The 20,982-nt window shown below is 43.3% G+C and carries 26 protein-coding genes and 1 pseudogene; 23 read left to right on the forward strand and 4 right to left on the reverse strand.

From position 1 onward, the window contains the following. Positions 1-298 precede the first annotated feature (298 nt). The 3 genes from ACFQ4A_RS06210 (at position 299) to ACFQ4A_RS06220 (ending at position 2,297) form a co-directional block, all read left to right on the forward strand. A complete protein-coding gene (locus ACFQ4A_RS06210; protein WP_382398680.1) occupies positions 299-1,531 on the forward strand; it encodes an Rpn family recombination-promoting nuclease/putative transposase in 1,233 nt (410 codons plus the stop codon). Between the two features lie 147 nt (positions 1,532-1,678). Beyond that, positions 1,679-2,065, forward strand: coding sequence for a hypothetical protein (locus ACFQ4A_RS06215; protein WP_382398682.1), 387 nt, complete (start codon positions 1,679-1,681; stop codon positions 2,063-2,065). 25 nt (positions 2,066-2,090) lie between these two features. Then, positions 2,091-2,297 carry a hypothetical protein gene (locus ACFQ4A_RS06220; protein ID WP_382398684.1) on the forward strand — a complete coding sequence of 69 codons (207 nt, stop codon included), beginning with the start codon at positions 2,091-2,093 and terminating at the stop codon, positions 2,295-2,297. Between the two features lie 594 nt (positions 2,298-2,891). Here the strand turns inward: ACFQ4A_RS06220 and ACFQ4A_RS06225 are convergent. Both ACFQ4A_RS06225 and ACFQ4A_RS06230 read right to left on the reverse strand, forming a co-directional pair. Then, positions 2,892-3,818, reverse strand: a complete 927-nt coding sequence (locus ACFQ4A_RS06225; protein ID WP_382398686.1) for a DnaD domain-containing protein — start codon at positions 3,816-3,818, stop codon at positions 2,892-2,894. Further along, positions 3,805-4,050 carry a hypothetical protein gene (locus tag ACFQ4A_RS06230; protein ID WP_382398688.1) on the reverse strand — a complete coding sequence of 82 codons (246 nt, stop codon included), beginning with the start codon at positions 4,048-4,050 and terminating at the stop codon, positions 3,805-3,807. The genes ACFQ4A_RS06225 and ACFQ4A_RS06230 overlap by 14 nt, the downstream gene beginning before the upstream one ends. A 156-nt stretch (positions 4,051-4,206) precedes the next feature. Between ACFQ4A_RS06230 and ACFQ4A_RS06235 the strand changes: the two genes are divergently transcribed. The 8 genes and pseudogenes from ACFQ4A_RS06235 to ACFQ4A_RS06270 all read left to right on the forward strand — a co-directional run bounded on the left by ACFQ4A_RS06235 (position 4,207) and on the right by ACFQ4A_RS06270 (position 7,617). After that, the gene (locus tag ACFQ4A_RS06235; RefSeq protein ID WP_382398690.1) at positions 4,207-4,929 is read left to right on the forward strand and encodes a 3-ketoacyl-ACP reductase; all 723 of its coding nucleotides are present in this window, start codon (positions 4,207-4,209) and stop codon (positions 4,927-4,929) included. 193 nt (positions 4,930-5,122) lie between these two features. Beyond that, on the forward strand, positions 5,123-5,443 hold the full coding sequence (locus ACFQ4A_RS06240) for a DUF4258 domain-containing protein (protein WP_382398692.1): 321 nt from the start codon (positions 5,123-5,125) through the stop codon (positions 5,441-5,443). Beyond that, positions 5,440-5,700 carry a type II toxin-antitoxin system MqsA family antitoxin gene (locus ACFQ4A_RS06245; RefSeq protein ID WP_382398694.1) on the forward strand — a complete coding sequence of 87 codons (261 nt, stop codon included), beginning with the start codon at positions 5,440-5,442 and terminating at the stop codon, positions 5,698-5,700. The genes ACFQ4A_RS06240 and ACFQ4A_RS06245 overlap by 4 nt, the downstream gene beginning before the upstream one ends. A 25-nt stretch (positions 5,701-5,725) precedes the next feature. Continuing rightward, positions 5,726-5,836: pseudogene (locus ACFQ4A_RS06250) on the forward strand (short chain dehydrogenase); the annotation flags it as partial. A 120-nt stretch (positions 5,837-5,956) separates the two neighbouring features. Further along, positions 5,957-6,493, forward strand: a complete 537-nt coding sequence (locus tag ACFQ4A_RS06255) for a DUF3267 domain-containing protein (RefSeq protein ID WP_382398696.1) — start codon at positions 5,957-5,959, stop codon at positions 6,491-6,493. A gap of 66 nt (positions 6,494-6,559) precedes the next feature. Beyond that, a complete protein-coding gene (locus tag ACFQ4A_RS06260; protein WP_382398698.1) occupies positions 6,560-6,748 on the forward strand; it encodes a hypothetical protein in 189 nt (62 codons plus the stop codon). 231 nt (positions 6,749-6,979) lie between these two features. Continuing rightward, positions 6,980-7,228 carry a hypothetical protein gene (locus tag ACFQ4A_RS06265; RefSeq protein ID WP_382398700.1) on the forward strand — a complete coding sequence of 83 codons (249 nt, stop codon included), beginning with the start codon at positions 6,980-6,982 and terminating at the stop codon, positions 7,226-7,228. Further along, the gene (locus ACFQ4A_RS06270; RefSeq protein ID WP_382398702.1) at positions 7,225-7,617 is read left to right on the forward strand and encodes a retropepsin-like aspartic protease family protein; all 393 of its coding nucleotides are present in this window, start codon (positions 7,225-7,227) and stop codon (positions 7,615-7,617) included. Before ACFQ4A_RS06265 ends, ACFQ4A_RS06270 begins: the two co-directional genes overlap by 4 nt. A 116-nt stretch (positions 7,618-7,733) precedes the next feature. On the opposite strand, the gene ACFQ4A_RS06275 is transcribed toward ACFQ4A_RS06270, so the two are convergent. Beyond that, the gene (locus ACFQ4A_RS06275) at positions 7,734-8,096 is read right to left on the reverse strand and encodes a DUF3990 domain-containing protein (RefSeq protein ID WP_382398774.1); all 363 of its coding nucleotides are present in this window, start codon (positions 8,094-8,096) and stop codon (positions 7,734-7,736) included. 119 nt (positions 8,097-8,215) lie between these two features. Further along, complete coding sequence (locus ACFQ4A_RS06280) at positions 8,216-9,097, reverse strand: LysR family transcriptional regulator (protein ID WP_382398704.1); 882 nt, start codon at positions 9,095-9,097, stop codon at positions 8,216-8,218. Positions 9,098-9,226: 129 nt separating this feature from the next. On the opposite strand from ACFQ4A_RS06280, the gene hutG reads away from it, so the two are divergent. From hutG to ACFQ4A_RS06340, 12 genes are all read left to right on the forward strand, one after another. After that, positions 9,227-10,174 (forward strand): formimidoylglutamase, encoded by a 948-nt coding sequence (gene hutG, locus ACFQ4A_RS06285; RefSeq protein WP_382398706.1) that lies wholly within the window; start codon positions 9,227-9,229, stop codon positions 10,172-10,174. 47 nt (positions 10,175-10,221) lie between these two features. Next, the gene (gene hutU / locus ACFQ4A_RS06290) at positions 10,222-11,898 is read left to right on the forward strand and encodes a urocanate hydratase (RefSeq protein ID WP_382398708.1); all 1,677 of its coding nucleotides are present in this window, start codon (positions 10,222-10,224) and stop codon (positions 11,896-11,898) included. A 131-nt stretch (positions 11,899-12,029) separates the two neighbouring features. After that, on the forward strand, positions 12,030-13,286 hold the full coding sequence (gene hutI, locus ACFQ4A_RS06295) for an imidazolonepropionase (protein WP_382398710.1): 1,257 nt from the start codon (positions 12,030-12,032) through the stop codon (positions 13,284-13,286). A gap of 37 nt (positions 13,287-13,323) precedes the next feature. Next, entirely contained in the window at positions 13,324-14,895 is a 1,572-nt protein-coding gene (locus tag ACFQ4A_RS06300; protein ID WP_382398712.1) for a BCCT family transporter, read from the forward strand. Next, entirely contained in the window at positions 14,846-16,480 is a 1,635-nt protein-coding gene (hutH, locus tag ACFQ4A_RS06305) for a histidine ammonia-lyase (protein WP_382398714.1), read from the forward strand. Before ACFQ4A_RS06300 ends, hutH begins: the two co-directional genes overlap by 50 nt. A 167-nt stretch (positions 16,481-16,647) precedes the next feature. Next, on the forward strand, positions 16,648-17,718 hold the full coding sequence (locus ACFQ4A_RS06310) for an AbrB family transcriptional regulator (protein ID WP_382398716.1): 1,071 nt from the start codon (positions 16,648-16,650) through the stop codon (positions 17,716-17,718). Positions 17,719-18,178: 460 nt separating this feature from the next. Continuing rightward, positions 18,179-18,574 (forward strand): hypothetical protein, encoded by a 396-nt coding sequence (locus tag ACFQ4A_RS06315; RefSeq protein ID WP_382398718.1) that lies wholly within the window; start codon positions 18,179-18,181, stop codon positions 18,572-18,574. 497 nt (positions 18,575-19,071) lie between these two features. After that, the gene (locus tag ACFQ4A_RS06320) at positions 19,072-19,305 is read left to right on the forward strand and encodes a helix-turn-helix transcriptional regulator (protein ID WP_382398720.1); all 234 of its coding nucleotides are present in this window, start codon (positions 19,072-19,074) and stop codon (positions 19,303-19,305) included. Position 19,306: 1 nt separating this feature from the next. Beyond that, complete coding sequence (locus tag ACFQ4A_RS06325; protein ID WP_382398722.1) at positions 19,307-19,597, forward strand: hypothetical protein; 291 nt, start codon at positions 19,307-19,309, stop codon at positions 19,595-19,597. 202 nt (positions 19,598-19,799) lie between these two features. Then, complete coding sequence (locus tag ACFQ4A_RS06330) at positions 19,800-19,985, forward strand: hypothetical protein (RefSeq protein ID WP_382398724.1); 186 nt, start codon at positions 19,800-19,802, stop codon at positions 19,983-19,985. A 111-nt stretch (positions 19,986-20,096) separates the two neighbouring features. Then, complete coding sequence (locus ACFQ4A_RS06335; protein WP_382398726.1) at positions 20,097-20,282, forward strand: hypothetical protein; 186 nt, start codon at positions 20,097-20,099, stop codon at positions 20,280-20,282. Positions 20,283-20,479: 197 nt separating this feature from the next. Beyond that, positions 20,480-20,965 (forward strand): PaaI family thioesterase, encoded by a 486-nt coding sequence (locus tag ACFQ4A_RS06340; RefSeq protein WP_382398728.1) that lies wholly within the window; start codon positions 20,480-20,482, stop codon positions 20,963-20,965. Positions 20,966-20,982 lie beyond the last annotated feature (17 nt).

Consider the following 20,982-nt stretch of genomic DNA (forward strand, 5'->3'; position numbering starts at 1 on the left):
ATATTACCGTTCGAAAATTCCTTATTAGAGGTTGTTCAAAAAGTCCGGTAAAAATGACACGTCGAATTTCTTCGTTGGCTTGTTTTTCCGCTGCTCATGTATCTAAAGGCATACACTCCGCTGCTCGAAACGGCACCGCCTCGAACTTCTCGGTCCTTTTTATCCTCCTTTTTGAACACGCACTATTAAGTACGATTGAACATGATTTGTCTGATTTGTCTGTCACCTGATATTCTGTTATACTGACCTTAGATAAACGCCTCAGTAAGTCCCCACATATCATAAAGGATGTGCTGACATGTCACGAAACACGCTTGTTAAGGAACATACCCCGAATTATCTTACACGAAGAACCGTAATGGAAGACCCTCAGAACTACCAGAAAAAAGCTAAGAGGAAATCAGGTAACATTCTAAAGCGGATACCGCTCGAACGATTAATGGATCTTAAAGTTGATTATGCTTTCAAGCAGCTATTTGGTAATGAAAAGAACAAAGACATCACCGTCGTATTTTTAAATGCCATTCTGCAAAGAACCGGGCGAAATCAAATAAAGGACATTTCATTTACAAATACGGAATCAGGCGGTGAACATGCAGAAGATAAGCAGTCCAGGCTGGATTTGCTGGTGACTACGAACGCGGATGAACAAATTAATGTAGAAATGCAATTCACCAATCAATATAATATGATTAAACGTTCCATTTACTACTGGGCGGGGGTATATCGGGGCCCGTTTAAAAAGAAAATGACATACAGTGAACTAAGACCGGTTATTGCCATTAATATCCTCAATTTTAATTTATTCCCGCAAACTGAGCGTTTCCACACGACGTACCACTTGTATGAGGATGAGGAAAAATTCAAGTTGACGGATGTGATGGAATTCCACTTTGTTGAAATGTCCAAGTTAATCAAGGACTGGAAAGACGACAAACTGGATCCATGGAACGATGTGCTGGCTAGGTGGCTAATGTTACTTGGGATGGTGGATCACAGGAACGATGAAGTGTATGAAGACATTTACCGGGAACTGGAGGTGATAGCCATGAACGATGAGTCATTACGCATCGCGTTCGAAAACTGGGAAGAATTGAGTATGACGGAGGAACAGTATCTGGCTTATGAAGGGCGTTTAAAACGGATACGGGATGAGGAAGCTGCTGAACGCGAAAGGGAACTTCAAAAACAAGAAGCGAAACAACGTGTACAAGAAGCGAAACAATGTGTACAAGAGGCGGAGCAACGAATACAAGAAGCGGAAAAACAAGCGCAAGAGGCAGAAAAACAAGCGCAAGAGGCGGAAAAACAAGCGCAAGAGGCGGAAAAACAAGCACAAAAGGCCGAAAAACAAGCACAAGAGGCGGAAAAGGAAGGGGTGGAAAAAGGTAAACATGAAGGAGAGGAAAATGCTAAGGCGAAAATAGCCCGCCGCCTTTTGGCAACAGGTATGGAACTCAAGGTAGTTGCAGACACGACTGGCCTCCCAAAGGATAAAGTTATGGAAATTAAGCGTAAGATGCAGGAATAAACGTGAGATTATATCGCTCAAACAGACTTCCATTAAGCTGCCGGACTTAGTGGAAACTTTTTTATCATGTCTTAAATATCAGCAGGGACTTGATAGAACTGAAACCTTCAATTATCTACCATCGTCTAATTAAATGGAGGCGATCCGATGAACGTGTTAAAGGTTTTCGCTGTACTGATCATGACGGCCTTCATTTTAACTGGCTGCGGCGGTGACAGTGGGAATCCCATCACAAATACAATCGGCAATCCAACGCCACGTGATTTCCTGGATCATGGCGATGCGGACATTTTTTATTTCGACGGATTAGTCTATTCCAACGCCGCGGATGTTCAGTGGGTCCAGGAACTGGAATACGAACCAGGTGAACAAATTGGCGAAATAACCAGACAAACCGATAAAGCCATGCTTTTTAAAGATGGGACGGCCAATAAACTGCCCGAAGGAACCAAGCTATATGAAACGGATACTCCGGCATATATTGCGATTGTCGACGGTGATGAGATTCCTTACCTCAAGATGGTTGAGGGCTGAAAAACTGTCAAAAGGTGGTGCGCACGTGTCATCATTTTTTCTGATTGTCGGGATCGCGTGTATTGTCATAGCGAATATTTTCCTAGGCGGTTTGAAAAGCGAGGAGCAGCAACAAACGATTTTCCATACAGAAAGACACAATCCCCGTAGTGTCAAACTGAAACCGGCATTGTACTTTGGTTTGTCGGGGCTATTGTCGCTTGGCATTTCCGCTCTCATTTATTTTTTATAAGTTTGACTTGCGAACTTAGCCTTTGTTCCTTAACGTTCAGTGGGGGTGGAAGGGAACCCCCCTCTGAATGAAATTTCACGTTAGTTTTGGTCTTACCGTTTTTCGATATCGTGTTATCCTTATAGGTAACGAGGCTCTAAAAAGTCGGAGGTGACAACGATTTGACTTAATATCGCTTTTGCCATGCTAATTCCAATAGGACTATTATCACTTGTTTATGGGTTCAACAAGAAATCGCAGTTATCACTGTTTTTTGGTATAACGTTCTTGATCGGGTCGGTTATTTTCTTCAGCGCTATCCGTTTTGTGCTGCCATTAATCCCCGCGGTTTCGCTGGCGCTAACATATGCCATACATAAAAAAATAAGCGCTGATTAAAAGGTTTCCTTGCCCGCTTCCTTCATGAACGAACGAATGCCTTATTGAGAGCATCGCCTTCCCCCTTAATGTTTCAGGTTTAGCAGGAAAGAGGTGCTGGGGTTTCGTCACATATATGACCGATCATCCCTACCAATCATTATGCGCAACGTAACGATGACAGCCTATCCAGGAAAGTCCCTGAATAGGGCTGTCTGTCAAGTCCGAACACACCGATCAGCCCGACTGTGACGTAAATTCAGCGAGAAGCCGGTCTGTTTCGGCGATTTGTTCCGGTGTCAGCTGTGGCACTTCTTTAGGCGCTGACGTTCGTTTCTTTTTCCGCTCGATAAACCAGTCGGGCACCACTTCCTGGGGTGCTGTGTTTACGTGGCGGCTTGCCTGCTTTTGCCGGAACGCGGTTTCCTCGGCCCGAGCCGCTTCAACTGTTCGGATATTGCTTTTTGCCCATGCCTGTAGAATGCTTTTCACGTAGCCCCAGCTTGTTTTGTTACGTTCCAACGCACGTTTCATGGCTTCTGTGACAAGCGGTTCACCCATATCATGACACCAGTTCACAATCGAATCGACAACAAATGGTGATGCAATGCCAAAGTTTTCTTGATAGAAACCAATTGCGTCGTCATCTGCTGTATTGGTTTCGTTTTGTTTCGGTTTCTGTTTATCTTTTTGTTTATGTTTAACTAATGGGGCCGCTGTACGGTTCGTGGTGCGGTCCAAACTGTGGTCCCTGTCGCCGTCCACCACGTGGTCGGTGCTGTGTTCGTCATCAGTAGGGCCGTCCTGTGCGTGGCCCGCACTGCAGTCCATACCATGGTCACTAACAGCGTCCTCACTGTCATCCGACTGCTGGTCCATTGTAGATGACAGGCAGTAAATGCGATAGCTTGATGCCCGGTTGCTACCATTGGCCGTATAGGTTATGTAGCCTTTTTCCTTGAGTTCATGACGGGCGCGTTTAAAGGTGCTTTCTGTCAAATTTGACTTGACCAAGAGAACTGTGCTGGCAACCGTAAATGTTTCCTTCCAACGGGCTTTGTTGTTGACATGCAGTAAAGCGTGCCAGAGCGAGATGGCTGAAGATGACAGCGGATTAATCTCCAGCTGATGGTAAAAAGCATTGATTTGTTTAATATAGTTCATGTGTTTTTCCCCCTTGATTTGTGATGATACGTTTGGCTTGCGCGACTTGACGGCCCCATGTGGTCACTGCCTCGACTGTGGTGTTTTCCTGAATCGCAATTTCTTCAATGCTCAGCCCGCCAATGATATGATAATAGATCCAGTTCCACTGATTGCCGGTAAAATGTGTGCGCAGTCGGCACCAAAAAGCAGTGTCTTCCAACATGTCCGGAAGCCGTATGGTCTGTTTCATCTGTCTCCCTCCTCACAAACGGACTTCTCATAACGATAATCGTTGGAAAAAGCCAAATGGGGGCGTCCAACATAAAATTTTTAAAAATTTTGCAGTTGAATAGCCACCCACCATAGCTTACACTTGTGATAACACGTATCGAAAGGAAGGATCGCGATGGGACAGGACATTAAAGGCAAAATTGCTTATATTACAGGTGCCAGTAGCGGTATCGGGCGTGCGACGGCGCTGGAATTGGCGAAAGAAGGGGTCCATGTCGGGGTGATCGCCCGGACGGAAAGCAAGCTGAAGGCTGTTGCGGAAAAAGCTGCAGCACAGGGGGTGAAAACGGCGTATGTCGCTTGTGATATTGCGGATATGGAAGACGTCAATCAGGCAGTGGAGTGGCTTAAAGATGAACTTGGCCCGGCGGATATTTTGATCAACAATGCGGGTGTTGGTTTACGCGGTGATTTTTTGGAAATTGATCCGGACGATTGGAAGCGCACACTGGAGATCAACGTGTTTGGGACATATCATGTCACCAGGAAGGTTTTGCCACAAATGATTGACAAAGATCAGGGTGACATCATCACTATTTCGTCCAGCAGCGGGCTGAAAGGAACGGCCGGATCGACTTCGTACAGTGCGTCCAAATTTGCGGTGCAGGGGATGACCGAGGCGCTCATGCAGGAAGTGCGCCCGCACAACATCCGGGTGTTCACGCTAAATCCAAGCATGGTGGCGACGGAAATGATGTATGGTGATAACCCTGATAAAAATGATAAGGAAAAATACATGCAGCCGGAGGATATGGCGGAGTATATGGTATCCCAATTGAAGTTACATCCGCGTATTTTCATTAAACAATCTCTGCAATGGGCGACGAATCCGTTTTAAGTTGCTGCGATTGAAAAAGATGTATGTGTTTGTACTGGAATATCCATCAAAACCGCAATTTACAATTTGTGAATGAATGTCATATTATCCAGATCATATGATAAGCCTTAGATGAGAGTAGAGATAAAAAATCGGAAACGTCAATTTAGTATGTTTTATACTATAATGTCTTAAACGAATTTCATGTAAGCGGGTGATAATACTGGATATCACGAATACTATCAAGCAAAATATTGTAACAGGGAAATGGTGGTTCACAAGCCACGCCCTTCAAAAGTGTGATCAGCGAAATATTGATATTGAAAAACTGATTATGTCAGTAGTTCAAGCAGAGTTGATTGAGGATTATACGGATGATCCACGAGGACACAGTTGTCTCATATTATGTTTTGTTGATAGTAAAGCGGTTCATAGTGTCTGTGGACTCCATGAAAATGGCGTTATTTTTATTACAGCCTATTATCCGGAGCCGCCGAAATGGCTGGATGAGCGAACAAGGAGGTCGTCAGAATGAGAAAATGCTATATTTGTAACGGCGATGTCGAACATAGACGTGTGTCGGTTGAACGTGAATGGAATGGTAAAAAAATGATCATTGAAGATGTTCCAGCTGCAGTTTGTGAACAATGCGGGGAACAATATTTTGATGGGGAAACGACATTAAGACTAGAAAAAATTAAGAAGGCTTCCGTTTTCCCGCAAGAGCAAACGGTGCAGATTCTCGCCTCCATTCGGGACTTTAAAAACGTCTCCCACATGGAGAACGGTTAAAGTAAGGCCTGATGTGAACGATAAGGAAAAATACATGCAGCCGGAGGACATGGCGGAGTATATGGTATCCCAATTGAAATTGCACCCACGCATTTTCATTAAACAATCTCGGCAATGGGCGACGAATCCGTTTTAAGTTGCTGCGGCCATATAAGTAAGCGATCCCTTTTCAAAGGGGGGGTCCTTAAAATCATGAGACACCCAGGCATACTAGACGTAGACATAACTAAGTCATATACAAATTAGAGGTGAGTTAATGCAGCAAACGCGTGAGACTGTCATTTCCATTTCAATGGTCAAATTAAATATTATGGCACTCCTTACTATTATTGGAATGTTTTACGCTGTGGGAATGGTGCATAAAGCTATTTTTGGGGAAGCGGTATTGACGGTTACACTACCGGGGCTGTTTTTATTTTTAATGGTGATGACCGTGACTGTAGGCGTTCATGAAGCGATTCACTTGCTTGGTTTTCGCTATATTGGCGGTGTGCCGCGGCATGAGCTGGCATGGGGCATTAATTGGAAATTGGGCGCTGCATATGCTCATACCAAAAAGCCCATCACAGTGCACCAAATGAAACAAGTCGCTCTGCTGCCTTTAATACCGACAGGTTTGCTGCCGCTTGCATTAGGGCTCCTGTTGGATTATCTGCCGCTATCCATCCTTGGTGTGATCTTGCTGGCAGGTTGTTTAGGCGACTTGGCTCTATACCGGAAGCTCCGGTCATTTCCGAATTCGGCACTTGTTCGGGATCATCCAAGCAAACCGCAATTCACGGTTTATGAGTGAAGCAACTATGTGAAAAATGAAGCTTTTTATTAGTTGTAAGGTCAAATTTAAAAAGGGGGGGTATTTATGAAACGAATTTTGTTTTTTGCGTTGCTTGGGAAGGAGGCGTTTTTGTGGCGCGTTGCACCAACTGTAATTATAAATGGAAAGCCAAGGAATTTTGGTTACTCGGATTTTCAAAGAAAGGGAAGAACTGCCCCAATTGCGGGCGTAAACAATACATTTCCGCTGATACCCAAAGGATATTTACATTAGGGTATCTAAGTCTTATATTTATTCCATTTCTTTTTTTCTGTATCAAATTAAGCGATAAAGATGAACCACTGTGGTAGTTTTTCTTCAACAATTCTAATTATATATTAGGGAAAAGCTATTCCTCCAAACGGGTGCGAATGTTGAATTAGTTGAAATTTATTTTTAATTAGCCATTTGTATATGATAATACCAAGATCTCATTTATAATGGAGACAGAGGAGGCCATACAAAGTGAAATGGAATGAAGCCCGAGAACTATTTCCTAATCAGTTTCTTTTAGTTTCAATTTTGGATTATCATTATGAAGGTGACAAGAAGATAGTTGATGAGGTAGCCCCAATACGTCCAATCAAAGATGAAGACGCAAATAAAGCGTTTTTCAATGCAAAAGAGGGAACGATGGTTTATCATACAGGAAATAAAAATTTTGTAATCCATATACGAAGAGATCCTTTAATGAAAGTAGGAAGGATCTTATGAACCTATTTTATGATGGACAACTTATCACGACTTCTTTAATTGTCACATTCCGTGGGGAAGCACTAAAAATAGATGATGTCATTGTTGATACTGGGTCATCCCATACTGTTATTTCACCAGATATTTTAGAAACAATTGGCGTAAAATATGAAAATGGTGACACGATTTATGAAGCATATGGGATTGGTGGTAGTGTCCCATTTTATACAAAAAACATGGACAAAATACAGATAGATTCATTCACTATAAAAGACGCCCAAGTAGATGTAGGAATGTTGCCCCAAGAACATAGTGCATTGCTTGGATTAGATATTTTAAAACAATATAATTTCATCATTGATTTGGATAAATTAGAATTGTGTCCATCAATGCGAGAAAAAGGGGATTAGATATCATATTTTACTAGATCCCAAACGATATCATTGCTGCGCCGGTATCGATATTGTACTTTTCCCAAAGGACTGCAGCTATTTCCGTTTTAAAAGCAGGATATCCATGATCACGCTCATAATTCAATTTTTTTATTAATTCTTCTTTTGTCATAGAGTTTTTCTTTATCATAAGCTTTCACCACCTTTATTAACCTAATTATGGAATATGTAAAGATTTTTTCATTGTGTATCGAAAGTTGGTCATATGTACCATAATTTGCAATTTCCTCATAAAAATCACTGATATCAAGCCCATTATCAACAGCTTTGACAAGGTCAAATATTTGCCCGTCCGCGACCCCGCCGAGAACATAATCAAAATGATGTGTATACTGTTTAATGGTTGAACGGTTATTATAAATAAATTTTGCCCATTTTACAGCCATTTTATTTAAAATATACCCATTTACGATGACCGAAGCCAGCGAGTTAGTCATTTCTTCCAATCCGACTTCTGACCTCTAGCATCTGAAAAGACGCGTTACCTTTTTTCTAATGAGAACGTGCCTCTTTTCATGATTCATTTCGATTATATATATAAGGGGTACCCCTCTCATCAGGCAAAAAATTCTTTCACCAGTTTAATAAAACGCATGACAATCGGCGGCAGATACCGGTTTTTGTCATAGGTAAGGTAGACGATCCGTGATATGTTGACACCGTCTATCTTTTTAATGGCACAATTGGCCTGCTTGGAATAGCGGACATAGTTTTCCGGGACAACGGTGATACCGAGTCCGTCTTCCACGAGACTGCATCCGGTTTCAAACCGTTCGATTTCAAATTGGATGTTCGGTTTGACGCCTGATTTGCTAAAAGCGTTCAGGATATCCTGTCGTGTCTGGAAGCCCTCCTTGCAGACGATGAAATCTTCTCCTTCCAGATCATGAATGTTAAGTGAGTCTTGCTGGCTCAGGTTGTGTCCGGATGGGATGAGCGCAACGAGATTTTCCTCATAAATGGGTATCGTTGCAATATCTTCCTCATGAATATACTGGTTTGTTATCGCCAGATGAATGTCAAAATTATTTAAGGCCTTTTTGACATCAACAAGACTTAAGGTTTCCAGCAGGCTGACCCGTGCATCCTGGTATTCCTGCTTGAAGCGGGTTAGGATGTCCGGGACGAAAAACATGGATGATTCGATCAAGCCTATTGAGAGTTCGAGCGGGCCCTGCTGTTTCAGGCGATCCATTTCAAAGGAAACGTGCTCATAGTGTTGGAGCAGTTTTTTTGCCTCCTGATAAAGCATTTGGCCTTCTTTGGTTATGCGAAGGACGCGTGAGGAGCGGTCGATCAGTATTAGACCAACTTCCTGCTCCAATTTCTTGATGGCTGCACTCAAGGATGGCTGCGAGATGTGCAGCATGCTAGCGGCTCGCGTATACGTTTTTTCATCGGCGAGTGTGACAAAGTATTTTAATTGACGAATATCCACCTTCTATAAGCCCCCTATAGGTAAAAACTATAAAAATATAAAAAATAAGTATTAGTCATTATAGCATATATGTATTACAATCTTAATTAAAGTAACCATTTTCAGAAATTTACAGCATGATTTGGGGTGATGGACATTTATATACAAACAGATAAGGGTCTCTGGACAGGTAGGATTGATGATGCGACAGACCCGGCAAGTCACCGGTTCCATCAGGCTGTTCAGGTGATGGACTTGGATGAGCTGACAGCAAGCAGACATGCATTTGGCATTATCGGATTTGCCAGTGACGAAGGGGTCAGGCGAAATAAGGGACGGCAGGGTGCTGCACAGGCACCTGATGAAATCCGCAAGTTCTTGGCCAAACTGCCTTATAATCTGGATGGCCGGACGGCTGACGTTGGCAATGTGCACTGTAAAGAGAATAAACTGGAGAATGCACAGACGGAACTTGGCCGTCACGTGACGGCAGTTTTACAGCAAAATATCACACCGGTCATCCTCGGCGGCGGGCATGAAACGTTATACGGCCATTATTTTGGTGCAAAGGCGTATGCCGGTCCTGATAAAACAATTGGAATCATTAATATCGATGCGCATTTCGATATGCGGGATGACCCAGAGCCATCATCCGGTACGATGTTTAGGCAAATTTTGGAGGAAGATGAAACTGCCGGTTATTTGTGTCTGGGGATTCAGACGTTTGGCAACACAAAAGCATTGTTTGAGACAGCTGACGCTTACGGGTGCGAATATATTTTGGAAAAAGATATCACGGCAAACGATTTCCAGGATACATTTTTGACGATCGATGATTTTTCGAAGCGGTATGATTATGTGATCATGACCTTATGTACCGATTCGATCAAGGCATCGGCGGCACCAGGTGTAAGTGCGCCATCACCGCTGGGGCTTGATCCGAAAACAGTGCAAACCCTATTGACTTATGTTGCAGGCAAGAAGCATTTGCTTAGCTTTGATATATCAGAGGTCAATCCATTGGTGGATGAAAGTGATAAAACGGTCAGACTGGCTGCGTATTTAGTGGCAGAAACAATGCGGGCGTTTTATAAGTAGGCAATATTTGAAACCGCTTTATAAACTTGTGAATGGGGGACGATGACATGGTAGCAAAAACAAATACACCGGTCGAGCAGTATCGGGGAACAGCATTGCATACGAAAGGGTGGCTGCAGGAAGCGGCACTTCGGATGTTGCACAATAATCTGAATCCGGACGTGGCGGAAAATCCGGATGAATTGGTTGTCTATGGCGGCATCGGAAAAGCGGCCCGGAACTGGGAGAGTTATGAGGCGATCGTCAGAGAATTGAAACGGCTGGAAAATGACGAGACGCTCCTCGTGCAGTCAGGTAAGCCGGTTGCGGTGTTCCGCTCGCATAAGGATGCACCCAAAGTGCTGCTTGCCAATTCCAATCTGGTTCCGGCGTGGGCAAATTGGGATCATTTCAATGAGCTTGATCAGAAGGGGCTGATGATGTATGGCCAGATGACGGCAGGAAGCTGGATTTACATTGGCAGCCAAGGGATTGTGCAGGGAACCTATGAAACATTTGCCGAATGTGCACGTCAGCATTTTGGTGGTAGTTTAGAAGGGACGATTACATTAACGGCAGGGCTTGGCGGCATGGGTGGTGCGCAACCGCTCGCGGTGACGCTGAATGATGGTGTCTGCATTGCCGTTGACGTTGATCAGCACCGGATTGACCGGCGTCTAGAAACGAAATATATCGATACACAGGCGGATGATCTAGATCATGCGCTGGAATTGGCCAGGGAAGCACGTGATGCTGGCAGGGCACTATCGATCGGGCTGCTCGGGAATGCAGCAGAAGTACTGCCGGACATGATTACGGTAGGGTTTATCCCAGATGTGTTGACCGATCAGACGTCGGCGCATGACCCGAAGAATGGCTATATGCCGGCTGACTTGACGCTTGAGGAGGCAGCGGATTTGCGCAATCACGATCCAGCACGTTACACGAAGCTGTCACGTAAAAGCATCGCCCGTCACGTGGAAGCCATGCTTGCGATGCAGCAACAGGGTGCGATTACGTTTGACTATGGTAACAACATTCGCCAGGTCGCCAAAGATGAAGGTGTGGCCAACGCATTCGATTTTCCAGGCTTTGTACCAGCCTATATCCGTCCGCAATTCTGCGAGGGCAAGGGGCCGTTCCGCTGGGTGGCACTGTCCGGCGATCCGGAAGATATTTATAAGACAGATGAGGTCATTTTGAAGGAATTCAGTTACAATGAATCGCTCTGTAATTGGATTCGTATGGCGCGGGAAAAAATCAGCTTTCAGGGACTGCCGTCACGAATTTGCTGGCTTGGCTACGGGGAGCGTGCCCGATTCGGCAAAATCATCAATGACATGGTAGCGAGTGGTGAACTTAAAGCACCAATTGTCATTGGGCGCGATCATCTTGATTCCGGCTCGGTCGCTTCACCAAACCGTGAGACAGAAGACATGAAAGATGGCAGTGATGCGGTTGCGGACTGGCCGATATTGAATGCGCTGATTAACAGTGTCGGTGGTGCCAGTTGGGTTAGTGTGCATCACGGTGGCGGTGTCGGTATGGGTTATTCATTGCACGCCGGAATGGTCATTGTCGCGGATGGCACAAAAGATGCAGAAGCAAGGCTGGAACGGGTACTGACGACAGATCCCGGCATGGGCGTTGCACGGCATGTTGATGCGGGCTATGAACTGGCGGAGGAGACGGCACGTGAAAAAGGTGTCCAGATTCCGATGCTGAACAATAAAGAGGAGCGATAGAAAGCTTTTGCTGCTTGCTGGGTGGAGAATTGCTGTAGTTTGAGAGAAAATCGCTAAAGATAACATCCAGACAGGCGACAGGCAGCAAGCAGTTCATTTATCTGTGCCGTAAAACAAGGAGGTAATATAACATGACATCATCTTTATTGATCAAAAACGCATCCCAAGTTGTGACGATGGCCGGTCTTACAGAGAAGCCGGCTAAGCAGGAAGCGATGCGCGAATTGAACATTATTGAAAATGGCAACGTGCTCGTGCAGGATGGCAAAATCAAAGCAGTTGGGAAACAGGAAGAATTGGAACAGCAATACCAAGACGTCATCGCTGAAGCGGAGGTCCTGGATGCCACAGGCAAAACCGTTACACCCGGTCTGATTGATCCGCATACCCACCTGGTCCATGCCGGAACACGGGAAAATGAGTATGCGATGCGGCTAAAAGGCCAGTCGTATATGGAGATTATGAATGCAGGTGGTGGGATTCATGCGACAACGAGGGCAACCCGGGAAGCGGATTTTGACCAGCTTTACGATGAATCAAAACAGCGTCTTGATACCTTTTTCCAGTACGGGGTAACAACCGTTGAAGCCAAAAGTGGTTATGGCTTATCACTTGAGCACGAACTGAAGCAACTGGCGGTTGCGAATAAACTAAATCAGGATCACGCTATGGATATTGTTTCCACGTTCATGGGCGCGCATGCCGTTCCGGTTGATGAGCGGGATAATCCGGAGCCATTTGTCAGCCGGGTAATCGACGAAATGATCCCGGAAGTGGCCGGCAAGAAGCTTGCGAAGTTTAATGATGTTTTCTGCGAGCGCGGCGTGTTTACACCGAACCAGTCACGGCGGATATTGGAAGCCGGTAAGGAATACGGGCTTGTTCCAAAAATCCACGCCGATGAAATTGAGCCATATGGCGGTGCTGAGCTGGCTGCAGAGGTTGGTGCGATTTCAGCAGATCATTTGCTGAAGGCATCTGACGAGGGCATCCGCAAAATGGCTGATAACGATGTGATGGGCGTTCTGCTTCCTGGAACAGCATTTTTCCTAATGGCAGAGTATGCTAATGCACGAAAAATGATTGATGGCGGTGTGCCTGTTGCACTGTCCACCGATGCCAATCCGGGCTCGTCGCCAACACTGTCCTTGCAGTTCATCATGAATCTGGGCTGCCTGAAAATGGGCATGACACCGGAAGAGGTTCTCACGGCAGCGACAATCAATGCTGCCCATGCGATTGACTGTGCCGACCGCATTGGCAGTCTAGAGGTTGGAAAACAAGCAGACCTTGCTATATTTGATGTCCCGAATTACCTCATGTTGTCGTATAACTACGGGATGAATCATATTGATACGGTTGTTAAGAAGGGAGAGACGGTGGTGTAGGTGGATAATATCTAATAAAAAGGGGGAATGAATTAAAATGCATAAAAAGAAAATCCGTTGGGGTGTCTTTTTGCCAATGGCAATATTACTTGTTGGGACGGTTATAATTGGAATTGTATCCCCGAAAGGTTTTTACAACTTACAAACAACCTTAGTAAATTTTAGTTTTAATAACTTTGGATGGTTATTTAGCTTAGTTGTTTTTCTTCTAATTTTCATTTGTTTGTTTTTAGGGTTTTCCAAGTATGGAAATATCAAATTTGGTGGTGATCATGCTAAACCTACAGTTAAGAAATGGGAATGGTTTGCAATATCTCTTACCGGTGGTATTGGAACGGGATTATTATTTTGGGGTACAGCTGAGCCTCTTACACATTTTATGAATCCACCGGAAGTTCTAGGGATCGAATCTTCTTCTGAAGAAGCCGCTACTTTTTCGATGGCCGCAGTAATGATGCAGTGGACGCTCGCTCCTTATTCTCTATATGTTATTTGTGGTATTGCTGTGGCGTACGCACATTATAACCTTAAACTACCTTACAATGTAAGCTCTACACTTTATCCACTAATAGGAAAAAGGGCACTAGGGGTTACGGGCACAATCGTCGATAATATATGTATGTTTGCCATTGCTGGTGCTATGGCAGCAATATTGGCAGAAGGTGTATTACAAATAAGTAGTGGAATTGCCTTCTATACACCATTAGGAGATGGACCAGTATTATGGGCTGTTATGGTGTTGGCAATAACTATAACTTATATTATATCTAGTTACACGGGTCTACAAAAAGGAATTAGAGTTATTGCTGACAATAACGCTAAAATATTCATATTTCTATTGCTATTTGTTTTTATAGCAGGACCAACAGCTTATATGTTAAACATTGGTACTCAGGGAACAGGGAACTATCTAGGTAATATGGCAAGTTGGCACTTATGGCTAAGTCCAATGGAGGGATCTAGTTGGTCTAAGGATTGGCCAATTTTCGAGTGGGCTTTATGGGGAGCAAATGCTCCACTTATTGGTATGTTTCTTGCAAGGTTATCATATGGTAGAACATTAAGACAGTTCGTCGTATTAAATTTACTTCTTCCGGCCGGTTTCGGGGCCTTTTGGTTTTGGGTTTTTGGTGGATCTGCAATGTTTTTTGATTGGAATAATGGTGGTCAACTTTGGAATATCATTAATAACCAAGCTGAAGGATTACAATTGTCACTCTTTGCCTTTCTTGGAGAATTACCATTTTCGACTTTGATTGGTTTAATCATTCTAGTGGCAATTTATCTTTCTTTTACAACATTAGCTGATTCCTTAACAACAACAATGTCTTCATTGACTACAACTGGAAATACTCTTAAAGACCCTGAACCACCTGCAAAGGTAAAAGTTTTTTGGGGAGTCATTATGGGAATAATGGCGATTTTAACTGTTACTTCTGGGACTGGCGGAGAAATTACAGGCATTGATGCTGTTAAACAAATGGCTACAATTGCAGGGATTCCAGCGCTTTTCTTTATAGTGATTCAAACTTTTTCTACTATTAAAGCAGTTTTAAATAATGATAAAGATTTTGAAGATATTTATGAAGAAGAGAGAAAAAGTAGCTGAAAGTCAAATCATAAAGTTTAAAAATATTAAATTGGATATTAAGGTGAGGATAATGAAAGCAACGGAGACTGTAATAATATCACAAGAGGAGTTATCCATTGATGAACTAGTTTCAATAGCAAGGTTTGATGCCCCTATTGTAATATCAAATGAATCTAAAAATATTATGAAGCATTCTAGAGATTTAATAGATAGCTTTGTTTCTGAAAAAAAGATAGTTTATGGTGTTACTACCGGAGTAGGTGATAATAGTAAAACCAAAATTAAAACGGATGAATCAAAAGATCTACAAAAAAATTTAATTCGTAGTCACGCGAGCGGGGTGGGCAACCCGTTAGAAAAAGAATTAGTTAAAGCTGTAATGGTTATGATGATAAAAAATTTATCATTAGGGTATTCAGGTATTAGTTTAACAACAGTTGAGGCTTTGGTTAATCTTGTCAATCTCAATATCATACCAAAGGTACCTAGGGAGGGTTCGCCAGGATATTTAATTTATCAATCCCATATTGCTTTGGTATTAATAGGTGAAGGAGAAGCTTATTTTCAGGGTGAACTTTTAGATGGAGAAACAGCATTAAAAAAAGGAGGGCTAAGCCCAATATCTTTAGATGAGAAAGAAGGATTATCTTTAATCAATGGTTCGGTTGATATGACTGCTATTGGTGCTATTGCGGTATATGATGCTATTAACATATTGAAGACGTCTGATGTTGTTTCTGCAGTAAGCTTTGAGGCCTTAAAGGGAACTTATTATGCATTTGATAACAGAATTGGTGATGTTAAGCCTCATAAAGGAGTTAAAGCAACATTATCTAATTTAAATAAATTATTGTCTGATAGCGAGATAGCTGAAAAATACAAGGACTTTAGAACACAGGATGCCTTAAGTATAAGAGCTATTCCACAGGTTCATGGGGCGTGTAAAGATACATTAAACTATGTGAAGCAGGTTATCGAAATAGAAATGAACTCAGCTACTGATAACCCTTTAATTTTTTTCACAGATAGTGATTCTATATCATCTGCCAATTGTCATGGGGAATCCGTAGCTATGGCTTTGGATTTTTTAGCAATATCATTATCCGAAATAGCCAATATATCTGAAAGAAGAATTTTCCGGTTGTTATCTACGCAATACAGCGAACTACCTCCGTTCCTAGTTGAAGATAGTGGAGTTAATTCGGGGTATATGATTCCACAATATGTTGCAGCAACTTTAGTTTCTGATAATAAACGTTATTCTCAACCATCTGTTGTGGATTCAATTCCCACTGCCGCAGGTCAAGAGGATCACATAAGTATGGGAACTTCGGCTGCTTTAAAATTGTTGAAAATAATTATTAATACCCAAAGAATTTTAGGCATAGAATTAATGTGTGGTTGCCAAGGTTTAGACTTTTTAAGACCTTTAAGATCAAGTAGTAGTTTAGAATTCATTTACGCAACAGTTAGATCTTATGTACCTCAACTGAGTGAGGATAGGATTTTATATAATGACATTGAGGAAATGGAAATGATGATAAAAAAAGAGACAATTGTTAACCAAATAGAAAGTAAACTTGGTCAATTGGTTATAGGGTGATATTAAAATATAACTTTTTGCAATGTTATGTTACCTAACAACAGAAAATCTAGATCATCTTTAACAAAAATATTTTTTCCTCTATAATATAGCCAAGGACCATCATGCGGTGATGGTTCTTTTCTTTGGCATGATGGTTGGCTTATACATAGAGGAGATGAAGACTGTTGAAGCGATTGCGCGCATTCATGGAGACTTTGCTGGTGGCGCTGGTAGGTGTGGCTATTTTTTCCGCGATAAGCATCCCACTACCGTGGCTGATCGGGTCGCTCGTGGCGGTGGCGGTATGGCATATCACCACTCAGAGGGCGTTGTTCTGGCCGTTCACGTTTCGGAAAATGGCCATGGTGCTGCTCGGTTATTTGATTGGGACATCGTTTACAAAAGATACGCTGATCGAGATGGGCAATCATATTCCGTCCATGATTGCGGTAACGCTTTTGACCGTTGCCTTCAGTTTGCTGCTGGGATGGCTGTTTTCCAGGCTGACCGGGCTCGACCTGTCCAGTTGTATGATCGGCAGTGTTCCGGGTGGGTTGTCACAGATTATGATGCTTTTGGATGAGATCAAAGGCTTGAACCAGACGGTCATCATGTTTCTGCAAAGCATGCGTGTGATGGTGATCGTCATTGCCGTACCGATTGCGACGGTGTATTTGTTCGGTGGTGATGCCGGGGCGGCAATAACCGGAATGGGTACCTCCGGATCGGTCGGCTGGGCCGACATGCCGTGGTATGCTTACCCTTTATATCCGTTGCTGATGGTGGCCGGTGCGTGGCTGTTTGCCCGGTTGCGGGTGCCGACAGCGTTGTTGCTCGGGCCAATGGTGCTGACGATCGGGATGACAATTGCCGGATTGCCGACGCCGGAGCTTCCGGTTGGATTCATTGATCTGGCGCAAATTTTCATCGGCGTCCATATCGGTCTGCAAATGCAGCCGCGGGATTTGCCTGACTGGAAAAAAATCATGGCCTATACCGTTCTGACCGTGGTTGTTCTTGTGCTGTCCGGGTTTGGCCTTGGCTTTGGACTGGCATTCATTTATGATTTGCCTTACACGACGGCGTTGTTGAGCACGGCGCCGGGCGGGATGGTAGAAATGGGGCTGACAGCTGTGGCTGTTGGCGGCGATGTATCGGTTGTCACCAGTTATCAACTTTTTCGACTGCTGCTCATTATGATGTTTGTACCGTTCTTTTTCAAATGGCTGGAAAAACGGCGCACTAGGGCGACATGAGAATAAGATGACTAGCGCATCCCCCCGCAAAGCCGTAACATAAAGTGAAACTTCATTCAGCTGGGTGTATTTCCCTCTGAATGTTAGTTGAACAGAATCGGACCTTTACAGGCAGTTGATCCCCACCAATCTTTTTCGTTTTCCTTAAAACTTTGAGGTGGGGTCTTACTGCCTGTTAAGGCGGGATAAAGTGAAACTTCATTCAGCTGGGTGTATTTCCCTGCTGAATGCAGGGGAACAAAGGCTAAGTTCGCAACGTCGTGTTGCAACGTCTTTGTGACCTGCATCGTGCAGGCCCGAACAGAATCGGACCTTTACGACGCACAGGACGTGCTAGTGCCGATAATGCGACAGGACGTCGCGTTATTATCGGCCAGGCAGCCCGCCCCCACCAATCTTTTTCGTTTTCCTTAAAACCTTGGTGGGATCTTACTGCCTGTTAAGGCGGGATAAAGCGAGATTGATTGAATGGAAAGGAAGATGCATTCTGACATTTTTCAGACCGATCGAAATTGTCCTTGCCGTATGTGTCACCGTCCTGCTTGTGTATGATTATTTTCCGGACATCCCGCTTGCGGGGGCTGTTCCACTGGAGGTGCTGATCGTCATCATGCTTGGCCTGTTTGTGCTGACCGTTTACCGTAACCGCCAGCAAAAGCCCGATCAAAAGGTCGTTTTCCGCACCCAGCTTTTTTTCCTGATCTATATCGTGGTAATCATGGCGGTGCTGACTGCACTGGGCGGCGAATCGCAGGTCGGCATCGGCTTTGATAAAGGCATCTTCTGGGCCGCGCTCGCCATTGGCGTGATGGAAGTGTCGTTTCAGTGGCGGCGCATGAAGCAGGCGAACGATTAGGATGATATGGATGTGGGACTGGCGGCCCTGAGCTCGAGTGAGAGCGGGCCTGAGTTTGTGCGAGAGCAGTCCTGATTCGTGCGGGGGGGTCCGACTTGTGTAAGAGCAGCCATCCAAATGCGAGCACGGCCTCAACTCGAGCTAGCGCCACCCCAAAACTCACACGACTGTTCCATACAAAAAAGTTCGTTACTGCGGAATAAAGATGCTTACTGAGCAAAAAAGTCCTTTTTTTCCTTTTTGGATGTCTATGGTCTTTGCTAATGTTGTACGACTATGTCTTGACACAATTAACATATTAAAAAATAAAAGACCTTGTAATCGTTAGATCCGGTTCCGTATAGGAGCGCTTTTCTGTAGAAAGAATGGCGCTCTTTATTTATAAGCAATCGTCAATAAACTAGAGCATTACTTTAAAACATATTTGACAAAAATCAACGTAAAAAATATAATACATATGTAATATATTTTTTACATGCTAAATTGGAGGGTAAGACTTGAAAGATAATAAGGCGTATCTAAGTAACAATTTGTATTTACTAAGGGCTGAAAAGAGGTGGACTCAAAAATACGTTGCTGAAACGCTCAACGTCACCAGACAAACGATTCATTCGCTTGAATCAAATAAATATAATCCTTCCCTTATGTTAGCTTTTGAGATTTCCCTTCTATTTGGTAAAAGGATTGATGAAATTTTTTCATACAATAAAAATATGGAGGGTAATGATTAAAATGTTTCTAACTGCTGTTTATGCTGTTGTAGCAATTGTTATGGTCATAAGCGTCGGATTTTATATTAGTTTTGTAACGGTTGAAGGAAAAGATGAAAGGGGACAAGCGATAATTGGAAGATCAAGTCAGATAGCATTTATTTTTATACTATTCGGTTTTGTATTTCAAATGTTTTATATACAATTTGCTGATCCAAGTGTTGAAAATATAGAAACAGCAATATATATTTGGATGGCATTGGTTTGGTGTAGTAACAGTATTAGTATATTCATTCTAAGAAGAAAAAGCTAAAGTAACTAAACCGACAGACATTTACATACACGTATTGTATCTTTTTAGATGCAGACGACAATTTTATTCAATAAAGGAGGTGTTTTGGTAGAATAAAGGGCAGCGCTAAAATTCACATTATCCGGGATTTAGTGGAATAAGAATGTGAAACGTTTCGTTATAGATAAAGGTAATATTATAGTATGGTTTTTGAGGTGAGTGGTTGACTATAAAAAATATTGATCGAGCTCTATTTACAGGTGTATTTGTAGGCATAATTATTTTTATTATTGAGTTCTTGTTTCCTGATACCAATTCTTTCATTTCAATTTTTGTCAGTGCATTAGCAGCTTTAATCGGCTATTTGATTGGGGATAAGATACTTCCGCCAAAAGATGATAGAAACTAACGTAAAAATATTAATCGTAAAGTATTTACATTTAAGCAAACGAGGCGCGATTGTTTAACGCGTGTTCGAACAGTGACCGATTTTGTATTTAATTATGCTGAGGTGGTACGAATGAATGAAAATGAATGCCCTAAATGTCACGGTACTGAATTTGGTGAAGGCACCGATTTTATGCCAGTCAAACCGTTAGATAAGAAATTTTCAATGGTGGGATCTAATAAAATCTATAGCTTCTGTCTAAATTGTGGAGAGGTTGTTTCGACAAGAATTGAAGCTCCTGATAAGTTCCCAAAATAACTTTAAACGCTTTTCATTTTGTTCTCCAAACAGACACCTATCTGGAATAAAGGTGAGCGCATTCTTCTGTATGGTGAGCGATTTAACTGAATAAAAAGAAGGGTTGTTTGTACTATCTCGGCAGCAGCCACCCACAAACCCCATCTAAAAAACGTAACAGCTCTCATGCTATACTGGAAAAAAGGGGGAGGACGAAAATGACTGAACAAATCAAACATGCGATTCAAGACGATTATCCGTCTGATGTGGCCCATTGCTACGGGTGCGGACGGCTGAATGAGAAAGGGCACCATTTCCGCACCGGCTGGGATGGAGACCAAACCGTCACGATCTATACACCAAAACCGGAGCATACGGCGATTCCCGGCTTTGTCTACGGCGGGCTGATCGCGTCACTTATCGATTGCCATGGGACAGGATCAGCATCGTTGGCATTGCACCGGAAAAACGGGCATAAGCCGGATGACGGCAAGGAACCACCGAGGTTTGTGACAGCGTCTTTAAACGTGGATTTCCTTAAGCCAACACCGCAAGACATGCCACTAAAGGCAATCGGGACAGTTGAAGCAGTTCACCCGAAAAAGTTTAAGATACATACCGACGTTTATGCAGGTGACACCATCTGCGCGAAGGCTGTGGTAACAGCAGCTGTCATGCCGGAAACGTTTGCACAGCAGAGCTGACGATTCAACGTGATATG

It is taken from the genome of Lentibacillus salinarum (assembly GCF_042679865.1).
GTDB classification, from domain to species: Bacteria; Bacillota; Bacilli; order Bacillales; family Amphibacillaceae; genus Lentibacillus; species Lentibacillus salinarum.